Raw genomic sequence first — 18360 nt, forward strand, 5'->3', positions numbered from 1 at the left:
ATTGCTATTATGTTTGATTTTGATAGCTAATTATTTATCTATTTAAAATTCTATTAAATATTTTAAAATTATGTTATACTCACAAAAGTGATATTTTGGGTAATCGCTATAGAAATATAGAGGAAAGTCCATGCTCACACAATCTGAGATGATTGTAGTGTTCGTGCTTGATGAAACAATAAGTCAAGGCATTAATTTGACGGCAATGAAATAACCTAAGTCATTCATTGATATGGTTAAAATAGTTTGAAAGTGCCACAGTGACGTAGCTTTTATAGAAATATAAAAGGTGGAACGCGGTAAACCCCTCGAGTGAGCAATCCAAATTTGGTAGGAGCACTTGTTTAGCGGAATTCAACGTATAAACGAGACATCTTTACTCGCATAGTAAAGATCTGTAGACAGATGATTACCACCAAAGTACCAGTACAACTAGTGTACGTTATGAGTACAATGGTACAGAACATGGCTTATAGAGATATCACAGACTAGTTTAGCTCTCCCTTTTTATGGAGAGCTTTTTTTATTTTGTATACATAATTATTTTAATATTTGTTAATATACTAATATGATATGAGACAAAGGAGATGAAATAATGTATCAATTATTAGCCGTGTGTCCAATGGGTCTTGAAGCCGTAGTTGCTAAAGAAATACAAGAACTTGGTTATAATACTCAAGTTGAAAATGGACGCATTTTCTTTGAAGGTGATGCTAATGCCATTGTAAAATGTAATTTATGGCTACGTACAGCTGACCGATTAAAAATAGTAGTAGGACGCTTCAATGCTAAAACATTCGATGAACTTTTTGAAAAGACAAAAGCATTACCTTGGGAAACAATTATCGATAAAGAAGGACAATTTCCTGTCCAAGGTCGTAGTGTAAAATCTACACTTCATAGCGTTCCTGACTGTCAAGCCATTACTAAAAAAGCTATCGTTGAACGTCTTAAAAAAGCTTATAATGAAAAAGGATGGTTAAACGAAAGTGGTGCGAAATATCCTGTTGAAGTAGCTATTCTTAAAGATAATGTCCTACTTACCATTGATACGTCAGGTTCAGGACTAAATCGTAGAGGGTATCGTATTGCACAAGGTGAAGCACCTATTAAAGAAACATTAGCAGCTAGCTTAGTACGTTTAGCAAATTGGAAGGGTGATACACCCTTTATTGATCCATTTTGTGGTTCTGGAACCATTGCTATTGAAGCATGTTTAATTGCTCAAAATATTGCGCCAGGTTTTAATAGAGAATTTGTATCAGAGGAATGGAATATTATGCCTCCTAATATTTATGACGTCATGCGTGACGAAGCTGATCAACAAGCTGACTATGATAAAGACATTCAAGTGTATGCGTCTGATATCGATCCAGAAATGGTTGAAATTGCTAAACGTAATGCTGAAGAAGTAGGCCTAGGTGATATTATTCAATTTAGTGTTAAGGATGTTAATACATTAACTATCGACCAAGAAGGACCTGTAGCGTTAGTTGGTAACCCGCCCTACGGCGAGCGTATTGGAGGTAGAGCTGAAGTTGAAGAAATGTATCGATATGTAGGTAAACTAATGAAACAACATCCTTATTTATCAACATATATCCTTACAAGTAATAAAGAATTTGAGTATTTAGTAGATCGTAAAGCAACTAAACGTCGAAAACTTTTTAACGGTTATATCGAATGTACGTATTATCAATACTGGGGAAAAAAGCCTAATATTGATAAATAAATTTGACTTGAAGATTTATTTGAAAATAATTAATTTTGTAAATTTTTCTTAATAAATTGGATAATATTTATTTAAAATTTATGTATTTATTAGCACTATAATAGTGACTATTGTAAAGTTATTAGTAAGCGTGTTAAAAACACAGCACATTTAAACAGTATAGTAAGGAGAATAAGTTATGCAAACAGTTTTAATTGTAGGGGCTAACGGAAAAGTATCAATTGAAGCAACTAAAATTTTCTTAGAGAATTCTAGTTTTAACGTTGATTTATTTTTAAGAAATGCCCACCGTATTCCTGATTACGCATCTAATCGTATCACTGTCTTTGAAGGTGATGCTAAAAATGTTGAAGATTTAGAAAAAGCATTAGATCAAGTAGATATTGTTTTTGCAAGTTTATCAGGATCACTAGATAGAGAAGCACAAGCCATTATAGATGCTATGAACAAAAAGAATGTTAAACGTTTAATATTTGTGGCAGCTCCTGGTATTTATGACGAATTACCAGATAAATTCAATACATTTAACAAAGAACAATTTGGTGAAAAATTAACTAAATATCGTAAAGCAGCTGATTTAATTGAAGCGTCTGATTTAGATTATACAATTATTCGTCCTGCTTGGTTAACATTTAAAAATGAATCAGATTATGAAATTACTCAAAAAGGTGATACCTTTAAAGGAACAGAAGTTTCTAGAAGAAGTGTAGCCAATTTAGCAGTGCGTATAGCGAAACAACCTGAACTTTATTCTAGACAAAATATTGGAGTAAATAAACCAAATACTGATGGCGATAAACCAGCTTGGTTTAACTAATTCATTCTATATAGGTTTTTATTATTTCTTATGATAAAATTTAATAAACATAGCTAAAGATATTTTAGTTTTATCACCCTAAAAGTGAGGTTATAATTCTTTTTAGTTTTATAACCTTAATTTTTTTATATTTTAGAGTGAGTGAAATAAAGGGGATAGCATTATGCAAAATAATGAACAATTAGATGTATTATACAAATTAAAAAAAGAAATAGAAAAATCGAATAACGAAGCATTAGTACATACAATAAATCAAGTGATTAAAAAAGTATATTTAAATCAATATACTTTATCATTTGTTGGACATTTTTCAGCTGGTAAGTCAACATTAATCAATTTATTATTAGAACAAGATATATTGCCTAGCTCACCTGTACCAACAACGAGTAATACGGCTATAGTTTCTGTTTCAAAAGAAGAAGAAATTATTGCTAATTTAGAATATCAAAAATATGCTAAGTTAAAAACGTATGATGATGTAAAAATAATGAACCGATTAAATATTGATGTGGAATCTATTGAAATAAAGTTTCCTTCAAATAAGTTTAATCTTGGTTTTACATTACAAGACACTCCAGGAGTAGATTCAAATGTTTCTACACACCAATCCACTACTGAACAATTTTTATATACAAGCAATATGATTGTATATATAGTTGATTATAATCATGTTCAGTCTGCGCTCAATTTCCAATTTATGAAACGCATGAATCAAGTAGGCATACCTATTATTTTTGTTATCAATCAAATTGATAAGCATAATGAGAATGAAATTTCTTTTGATACATTTAAACAAAAAGTAGAACAATCTATACAAGATTGGGATATTAAAGTCGCTCAACTATTTTATGTTAGTAAATTTGATCATCCAAACAATCAACTTCATTTATTCTCAGAGTTTTTAGTAGAACAAGATAAACTACGTGAACCTATTGAAGATTTTGTAACACGTATCATTGAATTTATACATCATACTCAGCTTTCATATATTCAAGAGCATATGCAAAATATACTTGACGCTTTAAATATCAATGAATCCGAATTTGAAGAATCCTATAAACAATTTCAACAGAATCAAGCTATAAGTGAAGAAGCACAATTATTAAATCATTCTTCTCAATTATTAACGTACTTAAAAGAAAAACGGAAAAATATATTAGATAATGCTTATATTATGACTCATGATATGCGAGAAGATATTCGTTATTATCTTGAAAGCATGGCTTTAGACTTCAAAGTGAGTGGTCTTCTAAATAAAAAAAAGAAAACGGAAGAAGAGAGAGCAAAACGTTTACAAATTGTTGTAGACCGTTTACAAGAAAAAGTGAATCGACACATTCGTCAACCAATGCGTGAAGATTTATCTTTTGTAACTCGCTTTATTCATCATTCTGAAGTAAATCAACGAATTTTAAATCAACATTATGAAATTGAACCTACTTTAATTTCTAATTTATATCAAGTACAAACAAGCATTAATAATACCTATGTGCTCACATTTAGTGATGACGTTTTAAAAGCAATTGCACGTGCTGTCGAAAAACAATCAGATTCATTATTTAAAGACATTATTGAACATACTGAAGCAACGGAATTATCTAACATAGAAGATAATGATGCACATTTATATGAACAGTATCTTGAGTTCAAGAATTTAAAACAGTCATTAACAACTGAAAATTATAAACATTATTATATTCATATAAATGACTCACTCGATAAATTAATTGATCGAACAGAAACACATTATAAACTTAATCAATCAACCATATCTTCAACAAATGATTTAGACGAAGATATTACATCAACTAAGGATACGACAACTCATCACTTTGATATTCAGAAAGCTCTGGCTATCATTGAGCCTGTTCCTTTATTCAATAAAACTAAGCAAGACATCAAAGCAACATTGCAACGCATAGATAATAAAATTGTAAAAATAGGCGTCTTTGGTACATTTAGTGCAGGAAAAAGTAGCTTGATTAATGCTTTACTTGGAGATCATTATCTTGTAAGCTCACCTAATCCAACAACAGCAGCTACGACTGAAATCTCATATGGTCATGATAGTCAAATTACTTTGAAAACAAATACGCAATTGTTAAATGAATTAAACCAATTACTTGAATATCAAAACGTTTCTTTTAACTCGTTAGAAAAATTTATGAATAGTAATATTGAGTCTTTAAAACAACAATTAGAAAAAAATCAATTGGCTTTTATAACATCAGTAGAGAAGCACTTTTCAATGTACCAAGATATGCTAACAGAAGGTATAACACATACTATTTCACAAAATGAAATTAAGCAATGGAGTGCTGAAGACGAATACGCTACATTTGTTAAAACTGTTCATATACAACTTCCACTGGATTGGTTAAAAGACAAAATTATCGTTGATTCATTAGGGTTACATTCTAATAATCAACGACATACAAATGAAACTGAACGCATCTTAACTTCTTCAGACCTAATTTTATATGTGAGCTATTTTAATCACTCATTTACTGATAATGACAAAGCATTTATTGAACATATGAAAGATATTAACCAATTAAATGAAGCACAGATATTTAAAATGATTATTAATGCGATAGATTTAGCTGAAACTAATGAAGATTTAATAGCAGTGGAGCAGTATGTAAAAGATGCTCTATCTCAAGTGAATCTGCCATCTGAATTATTCGGTGTATCAAGTAAACGTGCATTGGAGACTAAAGATGAAGGCATTCTTAAATTAAAAGAAAGTATTAATCATTTTGTCGAAACTGAATCGAAAACGATTTTAGAGAAGCAAATGATTCATCAAATCGAGCAAATGCGCGATAACTTTAATCAAATCATCTATGAATTTAAAACAAATCAAACACGTATGTTAGAACGACAACAACAACTTGAAACTTATAAAAATAAAACACCATTAACTAACCAAATTATTCATACAAGTGAGCAGCATACTAAAAATGAGGTTGAAGAACAAATCTATCATTTAAATAAACGATTACAGCTTCAATTATTAGATGAGGTTAAAAAAGTATATAATAGTCAAATGACACAAAATAATGATTTTAATGATGAAAAGAAACGTGCTACGAAAATGTACTTAGATCAAGTTCATCAACGATTATATTTAGAACAAACTTTATTAGTCGAAAGAATAAAAACATACTTTACTTCTCAATTAGATCAACAAATAGCACCAACAATTCAAAAATTAAACTCAGTTCATGTACTTATCCAACCTCATTTTAAAATAACAGCGCCGTTTACTGATGATGCACTATTACGTATTAGTTTAGAAGAGATGCTTTCAGTTTTACCTAAACAGTTGTCTAAACGTAAAATTTTAAATGCAAATGCGCAAAGAGAACTGCAAGAAATGATTTGTACAAATACACTAGAACTGCTACAACCATCACTAAACGTATTAAAACAACAATTAAATTATTATGTATCTAACTTAACTCACGACGCGAACATCGAACTTAATCAGTTAAATAATAATGTTTTAGAGCAAATCAATGACTTATTATCTAAACGTATCGATAATTCACTCATTGAACAATTAGAAACAGTAAATCAACAATTGGAACCACTTTTAAATTAGAAAGAAGGATTAATATATGACTCAACGTGTCTTACTTGTAGATGGAATGGCACTCTTATTTAGACATTTTTATGCTACAAGTCTACACAATCAATTTATGTATAATTCTAAAGGTATGCCAACCAATGGGATTCAAGGTTTTGTTAGACATATCTTTACGGCAATTAAGGATATTAAGCCAAGCCATGTTGCGATATGTTGGGATATGGGGCAAGCGACCTTTAGAAATGCTATGTATACTTCTTATAAACAAAATAGACCTGCGCCACCAGAAGAATTGATACCTCAATTCGATTACGTAAAAGACATTTCAGAACAATTTGGTTTTGTGAATATCGGTGTTGCAAATTATGAGGCAGACGATGTCATAGGAACACTCGCTAAAATATATTCAAAAGATAATGAAGTACATATTGTAACTGGAGATAGAGATATTTTACAATGTATCAATGAACAAGTAGAAGTCTGGTTAATCAGAAAAGGTTTTAATATTTATCATCATTATACTCTTAATCGTTTTAATGAAGAGTATGCATTACATCCACTTCAACTTATTGATATTAAAGCATTTATGGGAGATTCAGCAGATGGGTATCCTGGTGTTAAAGGTATTGGGGAAAAAACCGCCATTAAATTAATACAATCTTATGGTAGCGTTGAAAACGTACTAGACCATATCGAATCACTTACACCTGGTCAACAGAAAAAAATTGCAACTGATAAAGAAAATTTGATTTTATCCAAACAATTAGCGGAAATCTATACGGATGTGCCTATCGATACAACTGCATTATATAAAGAAATGGAATATACACATTCATTGAATCATATTCTTTCAATTTGTAATGAACACGAACTTTATGTCTCTGGTAAATATCTTGCTTCAAAATTTTAATATACCCAAGATGACTTTTTACGACTGTAACTTAATACAAGTTCCAGTCGTATTTTAATTATATTTATATAAAAATATTATCATATTCAATTTAAAATTGATTCACATAAAATTAAAAGCGTGGTACAATTAAACAGAACAAGTGTGGGATTGTTCATGTTCATATCGATAATTAAAAATTACTACCCGAGAGGAGTTATAGAACTTTTATCGAGTAATTTTTTTGTGCTTAAATCATCCAAATAGATTACTTATAAAGAATGGTAAATTTAATTATCAAATTTATTGATATTGAGCGATATATTGAACATCAATTTAACTACTTACTCACAGCATCAACATTAAGAATATACAACTAAGAAGAGGAGAGAAGCATATCGATGAACCATCGAGATAAATTGCAAAAGTTCAGTATTAGAAAATATGCAGTCGGAACATTTTCAACTTTAATCGCTACACTAGTATTTCTTGGCACGCATACAGATGAAGCACATGCAAGTCAATCTTCAAATGCTACAATCAACCATGCGAACCATTCCGAAGATACTCAGCCAGATTATAAAATTGAAAATAACGTTAATACAACATCAAAAAGCGATGTAGAACTTAAATCTAATAATGAAGAAAGACAAAATATTGAAATTGACATTATTAATAAAGATAAAGAGACCGTCTTAAAGGACGCATCTCTAAACACTAATGATAAAAAAGAAACTGAGAAAAGAGCATCCTCTCAAGATAATCATACAGATGCAAATGAAAATACTACAGGTCATCCCAAAAAAATAGAAACTGAGAAAAACGTCGATGTTACAATTTTAAACAATGAGCTTAATCATTCTAGCGTTTCAGATAAGAAACCGCATACATTATCTGACGTTGTTACATCACAAGCTTCTTCAAATAAACTTGAAAAAGCCATACCATCAGAACAAGCACAATCATTAGAAAAACTAAATCGTTTAACAACTGAAGTTCAAACCTTATTACCTCAAGCTGAACAACTTGAGCCTAAAAACTATCGTATTGAAGAAGCACATCATTTAGTTGTTGAAAGTCATGCAGTATCACAATCTACAACCATTACACAGCAACAACTTGCAGAACTAATCAAGCGTATTGAACAAAATCGAAATGGTTTAGCTAATATTATTACAAGAGCTCATTCAGGACGAAGAGATCGACGTAATGGCGAACACATTGCAACAGGATCACAATTCCGTTTTTCAGTAATTAATAGTCAATGGAATAGCGGAACAAACGCAATTGTGTATCAACGTAACTATGCTTCCTTAAAAGATGGAAGAGCACTTGGAACAGGACAACAAGTGAATGGGGTAGAAGATATCACCTCTAAAAAGACTGTTCTTAGAGGACATATCGTACAAGAAGGAAATACAAAATATTTGTACTATGATGTATTCTTCAACAACGATGGCGTAAATATGGTTCCAGATGGGTCGCAACAACGACTTGGTTTGGTACTAGGTCTTCCATATCAAATTATGAAATTACAAGATAATGGTTTATTTGCTTCAGATACAGTCAGAAATATTTATTATACTGCTTATGAAAAACGAAAAGGTATGCCTGGTATATTAAGTGAATCACCAGGTAGTTTTATTGCTGATCCAGATAATAGTGCTCAACCATTTAATATGTTAAATAGTAATCAACGTGATTTTGGTCAAACAACTTTCTTTTTAAGCTTTGGTATTCGTCCAGGTAACAGTATGGCATCAGATGCCAACGAATATTTCCATGCAAATAGAAATAATCCTGACTTATTACGCCCAATTAATGATCAACGCGGAAAGTTTGCTGGGCTAAACTATGGTATCGGAATTGAAATTGCACCTAATCGTTATAATGCTGTCAGACGTGCCTATCATATGCATTTAGAAATTAAATTACGCGATGGCGTAACAAACTCAGAAATTGAAAATGCTTGGGCATATGCAAATACTGGAACTAAGGGACCACAATCTAAAGAAGCTTACACTGTACTTGCAGGTAGGGAATTACCTGAAGATGCTACATTAACACCTATTGTTAACCGTCCACCGTCTAAACCAGTAATCAATTCAAATTTAATAGGTAAAGCGACGACAACGTCAGCTATCGATGTATCCACAGATCCAAATACAAAAGTAGCTATTTTTGATAAAAACAATCAAAAAATTGGTGAAGGTACAACAAGTTCTAACGGTCATGCTAATATCACTCCAACACGTCCAATCCCAGAGGGGAATGTCACGGCTAAAGCGTATAACCCTCAAGAGGAAGATAAAGTATCAACATCTGATCCTAAAAAAGCAACAGATACAACACCACCAACAAAACCAGTTATTAATACTGTATTGACACATAAAGGTGGTACTCAAACAGTTATTGATGTATCTACTGACCCGAATACACATGTTGACTTACTTGATAAAAACAATAACACGATTGGTTCTGGAACAACAGACAATACGGGACATGTACGAATTACACCAACACGTCCAATTCCAGAAGGGAATGTCACGGCTAAAGCTACTGATAACGCTGAACACCCAAATAGTTCAGTTTCTAATCCAGTACAAGCAACAAACTTCATTCATGTCATTAAACCAATTATTAATACTGATGTTGCGGGCAAAGCATTTTCACGTCCAAGAATTGATATCACATCCACATCAAACACAGTGGTAGAATTAATCGATAAACATGGTAGTGTGATTGGTCGAGGAACAACGGGTTCTAACGGTCATGCTTATATCATACCGGATAATATCTTATTTGAAGGTAATATAACTGCTAAAGCCTCTGATCCAAACGAACCGAATAATACTGCAACCTCTGATCCAAGACATGTTACTGATTTAACGCCACCTTCTAAACCGGTGATTCATACTAACTTAGTGAATAAAGCAGGTACAAAGACACCAATCGATGTTTCAACTGACGTTATGACACGAGTTGAAATTATTGATGAAAATGGTAAAAGTTATGGTTTATTAATTACTGATATGACAGGTCATGCAATAATCACCCCTAAATATCCATTACCATTAGGTAAAATATTTGCAAGAGCTACAGATGGAGCTGAAATACCTAACTCAATTGATTCAGATCATGTTCCTATAACAGATACTATTCCGCCAACAGTACCAATTATTAATACAAGTTTAATTGGTAAAGCGACAACAATAACGTCTATAACAGTTATAACAGATCCGGATACACGTGTAGAATTAGTTGATAAAACAGGAAAAATGATTGGTAGAGGAACAACAGATTCAAGTGGTCATGTCACTATTACGCCGACACTACCACTTTTAGAAGGAAATATCATTGCTAAAGCATACGATCCATCTAATAATGTGTCTACATCTGCTCCTGAAAAAGCGACAGATACAACGCCACCGGCGAAACCAAGAATTAATACAAACTTAACTGGCAAAGCAACTACAAAAACGTCTGTAGATGTTTCTACTGATCCGAATACACATGTCGATTTATTAGATAAGAATGGACGTATCATTGGTTCAGGTACTACTGCTTCAAATGGTCACGTTATTATTACGCCGACACAAGATATTCCGGAAGGGAATGTGACAGCTAAAGCAACAGACAACGCCGAACATCCAAACAGTTCAACATCGGATCCTGTAAAAGCAACTGATACGACGCCACCTATGGCACCAACGGTGACAACTGACTTAACAGGTAAAGCCCATACTTTAACGCCAATTGAAGTAACAACGGATCCACATACTCATGTTGATCTATTAGATAAAGATGGTAATATCATTGGCTCGGGTACAACGGATGATTCTGGTCATGTCACTATTACACCAAACAAACCTATTCCGGAAGGAAATGTCACAGCTAAAGCAACGGACGATGCTGAACATCCTAATAGCTCGGTGTCTCAACCTAAAAAAGCGACAGATACAACGCTACCGGCGAAACCAAGAATTAATACAAATTTAACTGGCAAAGCAACTACAAAAACGTCTGTAGATGTTTCTACTGATCCGAATACACATGTCGATTTATTAGATAAGAATGGACGTATCATTGGTTCAGGTACTACTGCTTCAAATGGTCACGTTATTATTACGCCGACACAAGATATTCCGGAAGGGAATGTGACAGCTAAAGCAACAGACAACGCCGAACATCCAAACAGTTCAACATCGGATCCTGTAAAAGCAACTGATACGACGCCACCTATGGCACCAACGGTGACAACTGACTTAACAGGTAAAGCAACAACGAGAACGCCTATCTCTGTAACGGCAGAGCCTCATACACGTATTGAAATCTTAGATAAAGATAATCGTGTCATTGGCTCGGGGACAACGGATGATTCTGGGCATGTCACTATTACACCAACGCAAGATATTCCAGAAGGAAATGTCACAGCTAAAGCAACGGACGATGCCGAACATCCTAATAGCTCGGTGTCTCAACCTAAAAAAGCGACAGATACAACGCCACCGGCGAAACCAAGAATTAATACAAATTTAACTGGCAAAGCAACTACAAAAACGTCTGTAGATGTTTCTACCGATCCGAATACACATGTCGATTTATTAGATAAGAATGGACGTGTCATTGGTTCGGGTACTACTGCTTCAAATGGTCACGTTATTATTACGCCGACACAAGATATTCCGGAAGGGAATGTGACAGCTAAAGCAACAGACAACGCCGAACATCCAAACAGTTCAACATCGGATCCTGTAAAAGCAACTGATACGACGCCACCTATGGCACCAACGGTGACAACTGACTTAACAGGTAAAGCCCATACTTTAACGCCAATTGAAGTCACAACGGATCCTCATACTCATGTTGATCTATTAGATAAAGATGGTAATATCATTGGCTCGGGTACAACGGATGATTCTGGTCATGTCACTATTACACCAAACAAACCTATTCCGGAAGGAAATGTCACAGCTAAAGCGACGGACGATGCTGAACATCCTAATAGTTCAACATCAACACCTGTAAGAGCGACGGACATCACTTCGCCGACAACACCTACGGTGAATACTGACTTAACAGGTAAAGCCCATACTTTAACGCCAATTGAAGTCACAACGGATCCTCATACTCATGTTGATCTATTAGATAAAGATGGTAATATCATTGGCTCAGGTACAACAGATGATTCTGGTCATGTCACTATTACACCAAACAAGCCTATTCCGGAAGGAAATGTCACAGCTAAAGCGACGGACGATGCTGAACATCCTAATAGCTCGGTGTCTCAACCTAAAAAAGCGACAGATACAACGCCACCGGCGAAGCCTACGGTGAATACTGATTTAACTGGCAAGGCTCATACTTTAACGCCAATTGAAGTTACAACGGATCCACATACTCATGTTGATTTATTAGATAAAGATGGTAATATTATTGGCTCGGGTATAACAGATGATTCTGGTCATGTCACTATTACACCAAACAAACCTATTCCGGAAGGAAATATCACAGCTAAAGCGACGGACGATGCTGAACATCCTAATAGTTCAACATCAACACCTATAAGAGCGACGGACATCACTTCGCCGACAACACCTACGGTGAATACTGATTTAACTGGCAAGGCTCATACTTTAACGCCAATTGAAGTCACAACGGATCCACATACTCATGTTGATTTATTAGATAAAGATGGTAATATTATTGGCTCGGGTATAACAGATGATTCTGGTCATGTCACTATTACACCAAACAAACCTATTCCGGAAGGAAATGTCACAGCTAAAGCGACGGACGATGCCGAACATCCTAATAGCTCGGTGTCTCAACCTAAAAAAGCGACAGATACAACGCCACCGGCGAAGCCTACAGTGAATACAGATTTAACTGGCAAAGCTCATACTTTAACGCCAATTGAAGTCACAACGGATCCACATACTCATGTTGATCTATTAGATAAAGATGGTAATATCATTGGCTCGGGTACAACGGATGATTCTGGTCATGTCACTATTACACCAAACAAACCTATTCCGGAAGGAAATGTCACAGCTAAAGCGACGGACGATGCCGAACATCCTAATAGTTCAACATCAATACCTGTAAAAGCAACTGATACGACGCCACCAGCGAAACAAATTGATAAAGATATAGATTATAACAATACTTCATTATTCAAAAACGATAAAAATAACTATTCTGATACTATAGTTATTAATAAAAATACGAATAGCTATAGCAAAATAAAACACAGTTCTGATACACCAATGGCTACACATAAAATACATTCATTACCTGAAACAGGAAAAATATCTTATAATAACATTTCTTTACCAACTTCAATGATTATTTTATTAGGCGGACTATCATTATTATTTAGAAGAAAAAAAGAAGATGAAAATGATAAATAGGATAATTATGCTTTAAAACCTTGAAAGCCACTCAAACATTGATTTTTGTAATGTTTGAATGGCTTTCTTTTTTATTTATGTCTTGAAAATTAGATTGAAATGGGAAAGACATTACTCCAATGAATCAACTTAAAATTCACAACGTTTTAACATTCGTAAATATAAATTAAGAATTCTTCCCTCACTCGTTTCTATTTGTACCTTTTGATTAGTAAGCACTCATACAACTTATGCTAATAAACATACTATTTCTCGTGACAAAAGAATAAAAATTTTAATACTAGCTCTAGTCATGTTGATAGCAATAATAAACCAATATCTAATGTAATGTTTAATTAAACTTCTAGTAATATTACTACTCGAAATCACAAATCTACTTTAATCGCTCAACATAAAAATATACTTAATGAAATATCAGAATTATTGAAGAGTACGAAACAAATCGAACCTAATAATATAAAAATTAGTGAAATACAAGTTTTCTTAGAGAACCAACATATTTTAATTCATCAAACAGAACAAACTCGTAATGGATTAATCTAATATTGACACAAGACAAAATTAAGGTGTTCATAACAAATACAATGGTAAGTTTATTCCAATTACTACTGTCTTTAAATATATAGATAATATCGCTTCTATTTCAAATGAATCACTAATCAAACCTACTTTGATTTATAAGTAAAATTTCTAGATTAGCAAATACTAAACAATCCATTGAAATTGTAACTTCATCAAATATAATTGATCTACTTACGAATGTTGAATTAAGAGATAAAGATAACTTACCTTTAGATCGTGCAAGAACAAATGATAAAAGTATTATATATATAGTATCAATGAGACTCATATCAGAAGGAAATGTTACAATGATAGTGGTAACTCATCAGTCTCTGATCCTAGAAGAGCAACGGATACGACACCACTAACTAAACCGATTTAATTGATAAAGTGGACACGCTTATGCCAATAGAAATTACAATAACTCCTAACACTAAGGTAGAATTGTTTGATAAAAATAACACTCTTTTAGGTTTTGATATGAGTGATAATAATGAACATATTACAATTAGTTCAAATAACCCTTTAATAGAAGGAACTTTAATTGCAAAAATTTCTGATGACGCTTTACTAACTCCAAATAGTTCATTACCATCATCTAAGAAAGCAAATTTAACAATATTAAAATATGAAAAAGACCATAACCAAACTTTAAATATTAATCAAAGTTATACACACATTAAAAATTCGACTGCTGACATTGTACTTAAAAAAGTCTTACTCAATACATGTGTTAATCACCCTTTGTTTGGATTCTCATTATTAATTAAAAGTAAAAGGGAAAAGCACACATAAATTAATAAAAAACTCTTCAATGATTAAAACACTTGAAGAGTTTTTTCATGTCACCTTATTATTTATTCTTAATTAATTTGTATAGAGCTTGTTGTGCTAATTGATTTGCTTCTTTATTTTTATCTCTTGGAACCCATTTTACAAATAGCAAATCAAAACTTGCTTCTAAAATCTCCATATTTTCAAAAAATGGTTTGAAACGCGCATTTTTTACATAACCTTGATTCACGCTATCTTCTATCAATTTAGAATCTGTATGCAATAAAGCATTTGAAACATTTAATTCACGAGCATGTTCTAATGCATGAATGAATGCAGACCATTCAGCACTATGGTTGTCCAATTCTCCTAAATCATGTGTATACGTATATTTAATATCATTTTCTTTAATTACTATCCCACACGTACTACGTCCCGGATTGCCACTCGTCGCAGCATCAAAAAATATTTTAGCCATTAAAAACACCTCTAGTTTAAGCATTAATTAAACACTATTTGTCTATTTAAAAATAGCATATTGCTTAGTAAACCTAAACAATATGCATGTATGATTGTTTTAATAACCTTCGTCTAATTTTTGAATTTTTCCTTTTCGATAGAAAGACTTCGCAATATAACCAAATGGAACATTGAAAATCGTTGAGACTAATTTTAAAACATACGTAGTAATAAAGATTTCAAATACAACACTTGCAGGCAATGTACCGATAAATGCGATAGTTACAAATAATGCAGTATCAATAATTGAACTTAATACCGTACTTCCATAAGCTCTAATAATAAATGTTTTATCTGATTGGAAAACTTTTTTTATCATTGAAAAGATGAACACATCTACATGTTGCCCTATAATATAAGCAATAATTGAACCTAAAGCAATTCTCGGCACTAAATCAAAAATCGTAGATAATGCTTTTTGAGATATATCTTCTGGTGCGGGTATAAAATGTAATGACATTTGCATTACAATTATCATAACAAGAGTTGATGAGAAGCCTAACCATACAGCACGTTTAGCAACTTTTCGTCCATAAATATCATTTAAAATATCTGTAGCTAGGTAGATAGAGGCAAACATTACATTACCTAAAGTTGCTGAGATACCAAAAATATCAACCGTTTTGATGACTTGGATATTAGCAATAATTGTACCGATAGCTACCCAAGCGATAAGACCTTGTTTACCAAAACAATGATACATTAAAACCATTACAATAAATGTTACAAAAAAAGTAGCAATGCCAAAAAATTCATTATACATCATTTATCCTCCTAAATTTTGATAATGCGGGTGTTTAGAAACCGCTAAGCAACTTTAATATTTTATAGTAAAAGTAATTCAAATTCAATACTCATTAATCAATTCATATTATAAATAATAAAAAATAAAATCGATTATTTTAAAATGATCATCATATAAGTTATAATAACTCCATATTTATAAAATTAAGTATAAGGAGTGAAAGTTATACTTACACATTCCGAACAAAATGCAATAGAAAAAATTGATGAATTAATGAATACTTATTGTGATAAATGTTTACTGAAAACACACATTAGAAAAACAGAAGGAAAAACACAAGCACATCATTTTTGTATTTCTGAATGTTCAATAGGTAAGCAAATTAAGCAATTAGGCAATGAACTTCAATAGGAGGGGATTTTATGCATATAAAGTCAATTGAAGACACACCAAATTATAATACGATTAAAATTAATTTAAGTGAAAAACGTAAAGATAATCAATCAAATACGTATACATCTGCTCAAGATGGTCAACCTGATTTTATTAATCGATTATTTGATATCGAAGGAGTAAAGTCAGTTTTTTATGTCATGGATTTTATTTCAGTAGATAAAGAGGAATATGCCAATTGGGATGATCTTGTACCTAAAATTGAAGACACATTTTAATTTTAGGAGGAACAGTAGTGGAAATATTAAAAATTGAACCAACACCAAGCCCAAATACAATGAAAATCGTTTTAAGTGAAAAGCGTGCTGATAATCAGTCGAACACATATACAGAAGTCAAAACATCTCAACCTGATTTTATTAATGACTTATTACAAATTAAAGATGTTAAATCTATATTTCATGTAATTGACTTTTTAGCTATTGATAAGTATCCGAAAGCACATTGGGAAGAGGTATTACCTCAAATTACTGCGTCACTTCAAAAAGAGGAAACTATCAGTCAATCATCTCAGTTTGATGAACACTATGGAGAAGTGAAAGCAGAGATACTCACTTTTAAAAATATCCCATATCAAATTAAATTAACAAATGCTCATGAAGAAGTACGTAAACAACTACCTGATATCTTTGTTAATAGTATGCTTAAAGCACAAGAAGATGATGATAATGTTATTTTTCTTAGAAAATGGAAAGAGCTTGGTTTACGTTATGGAGAACTTTCTCTAGTTATGGGAGAAGTTTATGAAGAAATCATTGCATTATATCCAAAAAGTCGATTGGAACAATTAGTCGTTCAAGCTTTATCTACACAAACGAAAAGTACATCTCATTTTTATCAACATGTTTCATACGAGGAGTACTTGAATGAATCAGACTGGAAAGTACGCCTCAGAATGTTAACAGAATTTCCAACACCAACACTTGAGGATATTCCACTCTTAGAGCAAGCCCTAAATGAAAATAAGTTACCATTAAGACGTCAAGCGATTGTTTTATTTGGTATGATTGAAAGTAAAGAAATATTGCCATATTTGTATAAAGGATTAAATGATCAGCATCCAGCTATTCGACGTACAGCTGGAGACTGTATCAGTGATTTAGGTTATAAAGAAGCTTTGCCAGAAATGGAAAAAGCACTTGATGATCCACAAAAAATTGTTCGTTGGAGAGCTGCAATGTTTTTATTTGAAGAAGGTGGCGAAGCGCAACTAGCATCTCTAAGAGCGCATGCAAACGACAATGCTTACGAAGTAAAACTTCAAGTGAAAATGGCAATTTCTAGAATTGAAAATGGCGATGAAGCATTAGGTTCCGTATGGAAACAAATTGCTAATCGTAATAAACATTAAAGGAGTTTTTTATATGAATCCGTATGAACAATATATGCATGAACTAGCACAACAAATGCGTTCTGAATTAACTGATAATGGTTTTACAAGTTTAGAATCAAGTGAAGATGTATCAAACTATATGAACAATGTTAAAGATGACGAAACAACATTTGTTGTTATTAATTCTACATGTGGTTGTGCTGCTGGTTTAGCGAGACCTGCTGCTGTAGCAGTTGCTGATCAAAATGATAAAAAGCCAACACATAAAGTCACAGTATTCGCTGGACAAGATAAAGAAGCAACGCAAACAATGCGCGATTATATCCAACAAGTACCTTCAAGCCCTTCGTATGCTTTATTTAAAGGTACAGAATTAAAGCATTTTATTCCGCGTGAACATATTGAAGGTAGAGATATTCAAGATATTTGTATGGATATTAAAGATGCTTTCGACGAAAATTGTTAATATGATTAGATTAATTTAATCTATCTTAATATGCATCTCCAATAATAAATTATCTCAGTTTGATAA

General features: G+C 32.5%; 12 protein-coding genes and 1 other RNA gene. 11 read left to right on the forward strand and 2 right to left on the reverse strand.

All coding sequences use genetic code 11. The annotated features are described in order from the left end of the window. Positions 1–91: 91 nt before the first annotated feature. The 7 genes from rnpB to MHI13_RS06455 all read left to right on the forward strand — a co-directional run bounded on the left by rnpB (position 92) and on the right by MHI13_RS06455 (position 14799). Positions 92–478: RNase P RNA component class B (gene rnpB / locus MHI13_RS06425), an RNA gene on the forward strand. 117 nt (positions 479–595) lie between these two features. Then, positions 596–1732 carry a THUMP domain-containing class I SAM-dependent RNA methyltransferase gene (locus tag MHI13_RS06430; RefSeq protein WP_017176312.1) on the forward strand — a complete coding sequence of 379 codons (1137 nt, stop codon included), beginning with the start codon at positions 596–598 and terminating at the stop codon, positions 1730–1732. A gap of 178 nt (positions 1733–1910) precedes the next feature. Beyond that, on the forward strand, positions 1911–2549 hold the full coding sequence (locus MHI13_RS06435; protein WP_002455331.1) for an SDR family oxidoreductase: 639 nt from the start codon (positions 1911–1913) through the stop codon (positions 2547–2549). Between the two features lie 163 nt (positions 2550–2712). Next, on the forward strand, positions 2713–6156 hold the full coding sequence (locus MHI13_RS06440) for a dynamin family protein (protein ID WP_070547798.1): 3444 nt from the start codon (positions 2713–2715) through the stop codon (positions 6154–6156). Positions 6157–6172: 16 nt separating this feature from the next. Then, positions 6173–7051, forward strand: coding sequence for a 5'-3' exonuclease (locus MHI13_RS06445; protein ID WP_070547800.1), 879 nt, complete (start codon positions 6173–6175; stop codon positions 7049–7051). 380 nt (positions 7052–7431) lie between these two features. Next, entirely contained in the window at positions 7432–13443 is a 6012-nt protein-coding gene (locus MHI13_RS06450) for a YSIRK-type signal peptide-containing protein (protein ID WP_340761034.1), read from the forward strand. Positions 13444–14406: 963 nt separating this feature from the next. Continuing rightward, the gene (locus tag MHI13_RS06455) at positions 14407–14799 is read left to right on the forward strand and encodes a hypothetical protein (protein WP_070548547.1); all 393 of its coding nucleotides are present in this window, start codon (positions 14407–14409) and stop codon (positions 14797–14799) included. A gap of 58 nt (positions 14800–14857) precedes the next feature. Here MHI13_RS06455 and MHI13_RS06460 read toward each other — a convergent pair whose 3' ends face one another. Together MHI13_RS06460 and MHI13_RS06465 are read right to left on the reverse strand one after the other, a co-directional pair. After that, positions 14858–15256, reverse strand: coding sequence for a ribonuclease HI family protein (locus MHI13_RS06460; RefSeq protein ID WP_054105574.1), 399 nt, complete (start codon positions 15254–15256; stop codon positions 14858–14860). A 99-nt stretch (positions 15257–15355) separates the two neighbouring features. Then, a complete protein-coding gene (locus tag MHI13_RS06465) occupies positions 15356–16060 on the reverse strand; it encodes a queuosine precursor transporter (RefSeq protein WP_070548549.1) in 705 nt (234 codons plus the stop codon). A 198-nt stretch (positions 16061–16258) separates the two neighbouring features. Here MHI13_RS06465 and MHI13_RS06470 point away from each other — a divergent pair, with 198 nt between their 5' ends. Genes MHI13_RS06470 through brxA form a run of 4 tightly spaced genes read left to right on the forward strand, consistent with a single transcriptional unit; the run spans position 16259 to position 18294 of the window. Beyond that, positions 16259–16453 carry a zinc-finger domain-containing protein gene (locus MHI13_RS06470; protein WP_002449911.1) on the forward strand — a complete coding sequence of 65 codons (195 nt, stop codon included), beginning with the start codon at positions 16259–16261 and terminating at the stop codon, positions 16451–16453. A gap of 11 nt (positions 16454–16464) precedes the next feature. After that, complete coding sequence (locus tag MHI13_RS06475; RefSeq protein WP_002449746.1) at positions 16465–16713, forward strand: NifU N-terminal domain-containing protein; 249 nt, start codon at positions 16465–16467, stop codon at positions 16711–16713. 17 nt (positions 16714–16730) lie between these two features. Beyond that, the gene (locus MHI13_RS06480) at positions 16731–17846 is read left to right on the forward strand and encodes a conserved virulence factor C family protein (RefSeq protein WP_070548551.1); all 1116 of its coding nucleotides are present in this window, start codon (positions 16731–16733) and stop codon (positions 17844–17846) included. Positions 17847–17859: 13 nt separating this feature from the next. Continuing rightward, positions 17860–18294, forward strand: a complete 435-nt coding sequence (brxA, locus tag MHI13_RS06485; protein WP_017176317.1) for a bacilliredoxin BrxA — start codon at positions 17860–17862, stop codon at positions 18292–18294. Positions 18295–18360: the final 66 nt, after the last annotated feature.

Source organism: Staphylococcus sp. FSL K6-0223, from assembly GCF_038008285.1.

Bases quoted from the DNA above. Each gene is read 5' to 3' on its own strand.
- MHI13_RS06430 (WP_017176312.1), top strand. From the start codon at position 596: ATGTATCAATTATTAGCCGTGTGTCCAATGGGTCTTGAAGCCGTAGTT.
- MHI13_RS06435 (WP_002455331.1), top strand. From the start codon at position 1,911: ATGCAAACAGTTTTAATTGTAGGGGCTAACGGAAAAGTATCAATTGAA.
- MHI13_RS06440 (WP_070547798.1), top strand. From the start codon at position 2,713: ATGCAAAATAATGAACAATTAGATGTATTATACAAATTAAAAAAAGAA.
- MHI13_RS06445 (WP_070547800.1), top strand. From the start codon at position 6,173: ATGACTCAACGTGTCTTACTTGTAGATGGAATGGCACTCTTATTTAGA.
- MHI13_RS06450 (WP_340761034.1), top strand. From the start codon at position 7,432: ATGAACCATCGAGATAAATTGCAAAAGTTCAGTATTAGAAAATATGCA.
- MHI13_RS06455 (WP_070548547.1), top strand. From the start codon at position 14,407: ATGCCAATAGAAATTACAATAACTCCTAACACTAAGGTAGAATTGTTT.
- MHI13_RS06460 (WP_054105574.1), bottom strand. From the start codon at position 15,256: ATGGCTAAAATATTTTTTGATGCTGCGACGAGTGGCAATCCGGGACGT.
- MHI13_RS06465 (WP_070548549.1), bottom strand. From the start codon at position 16,060: ATGTATAATGAATTTTTTGGCATTGCTACTTTTTTTGTAACATTTATT.
- MHI13_RS06475 (WP_002449746.1), top strand. From the start codon at position 16,465: ATGCATATAAAGTCAATTGAAGACACACCAAATTATAATACGATTAAA.
- brxA (WP_017176317.1), top strand. From the start codon at position 17,860: ATGAATCCGTATGAACAATATATGCATGAACTAGCACAACAAATGCGT.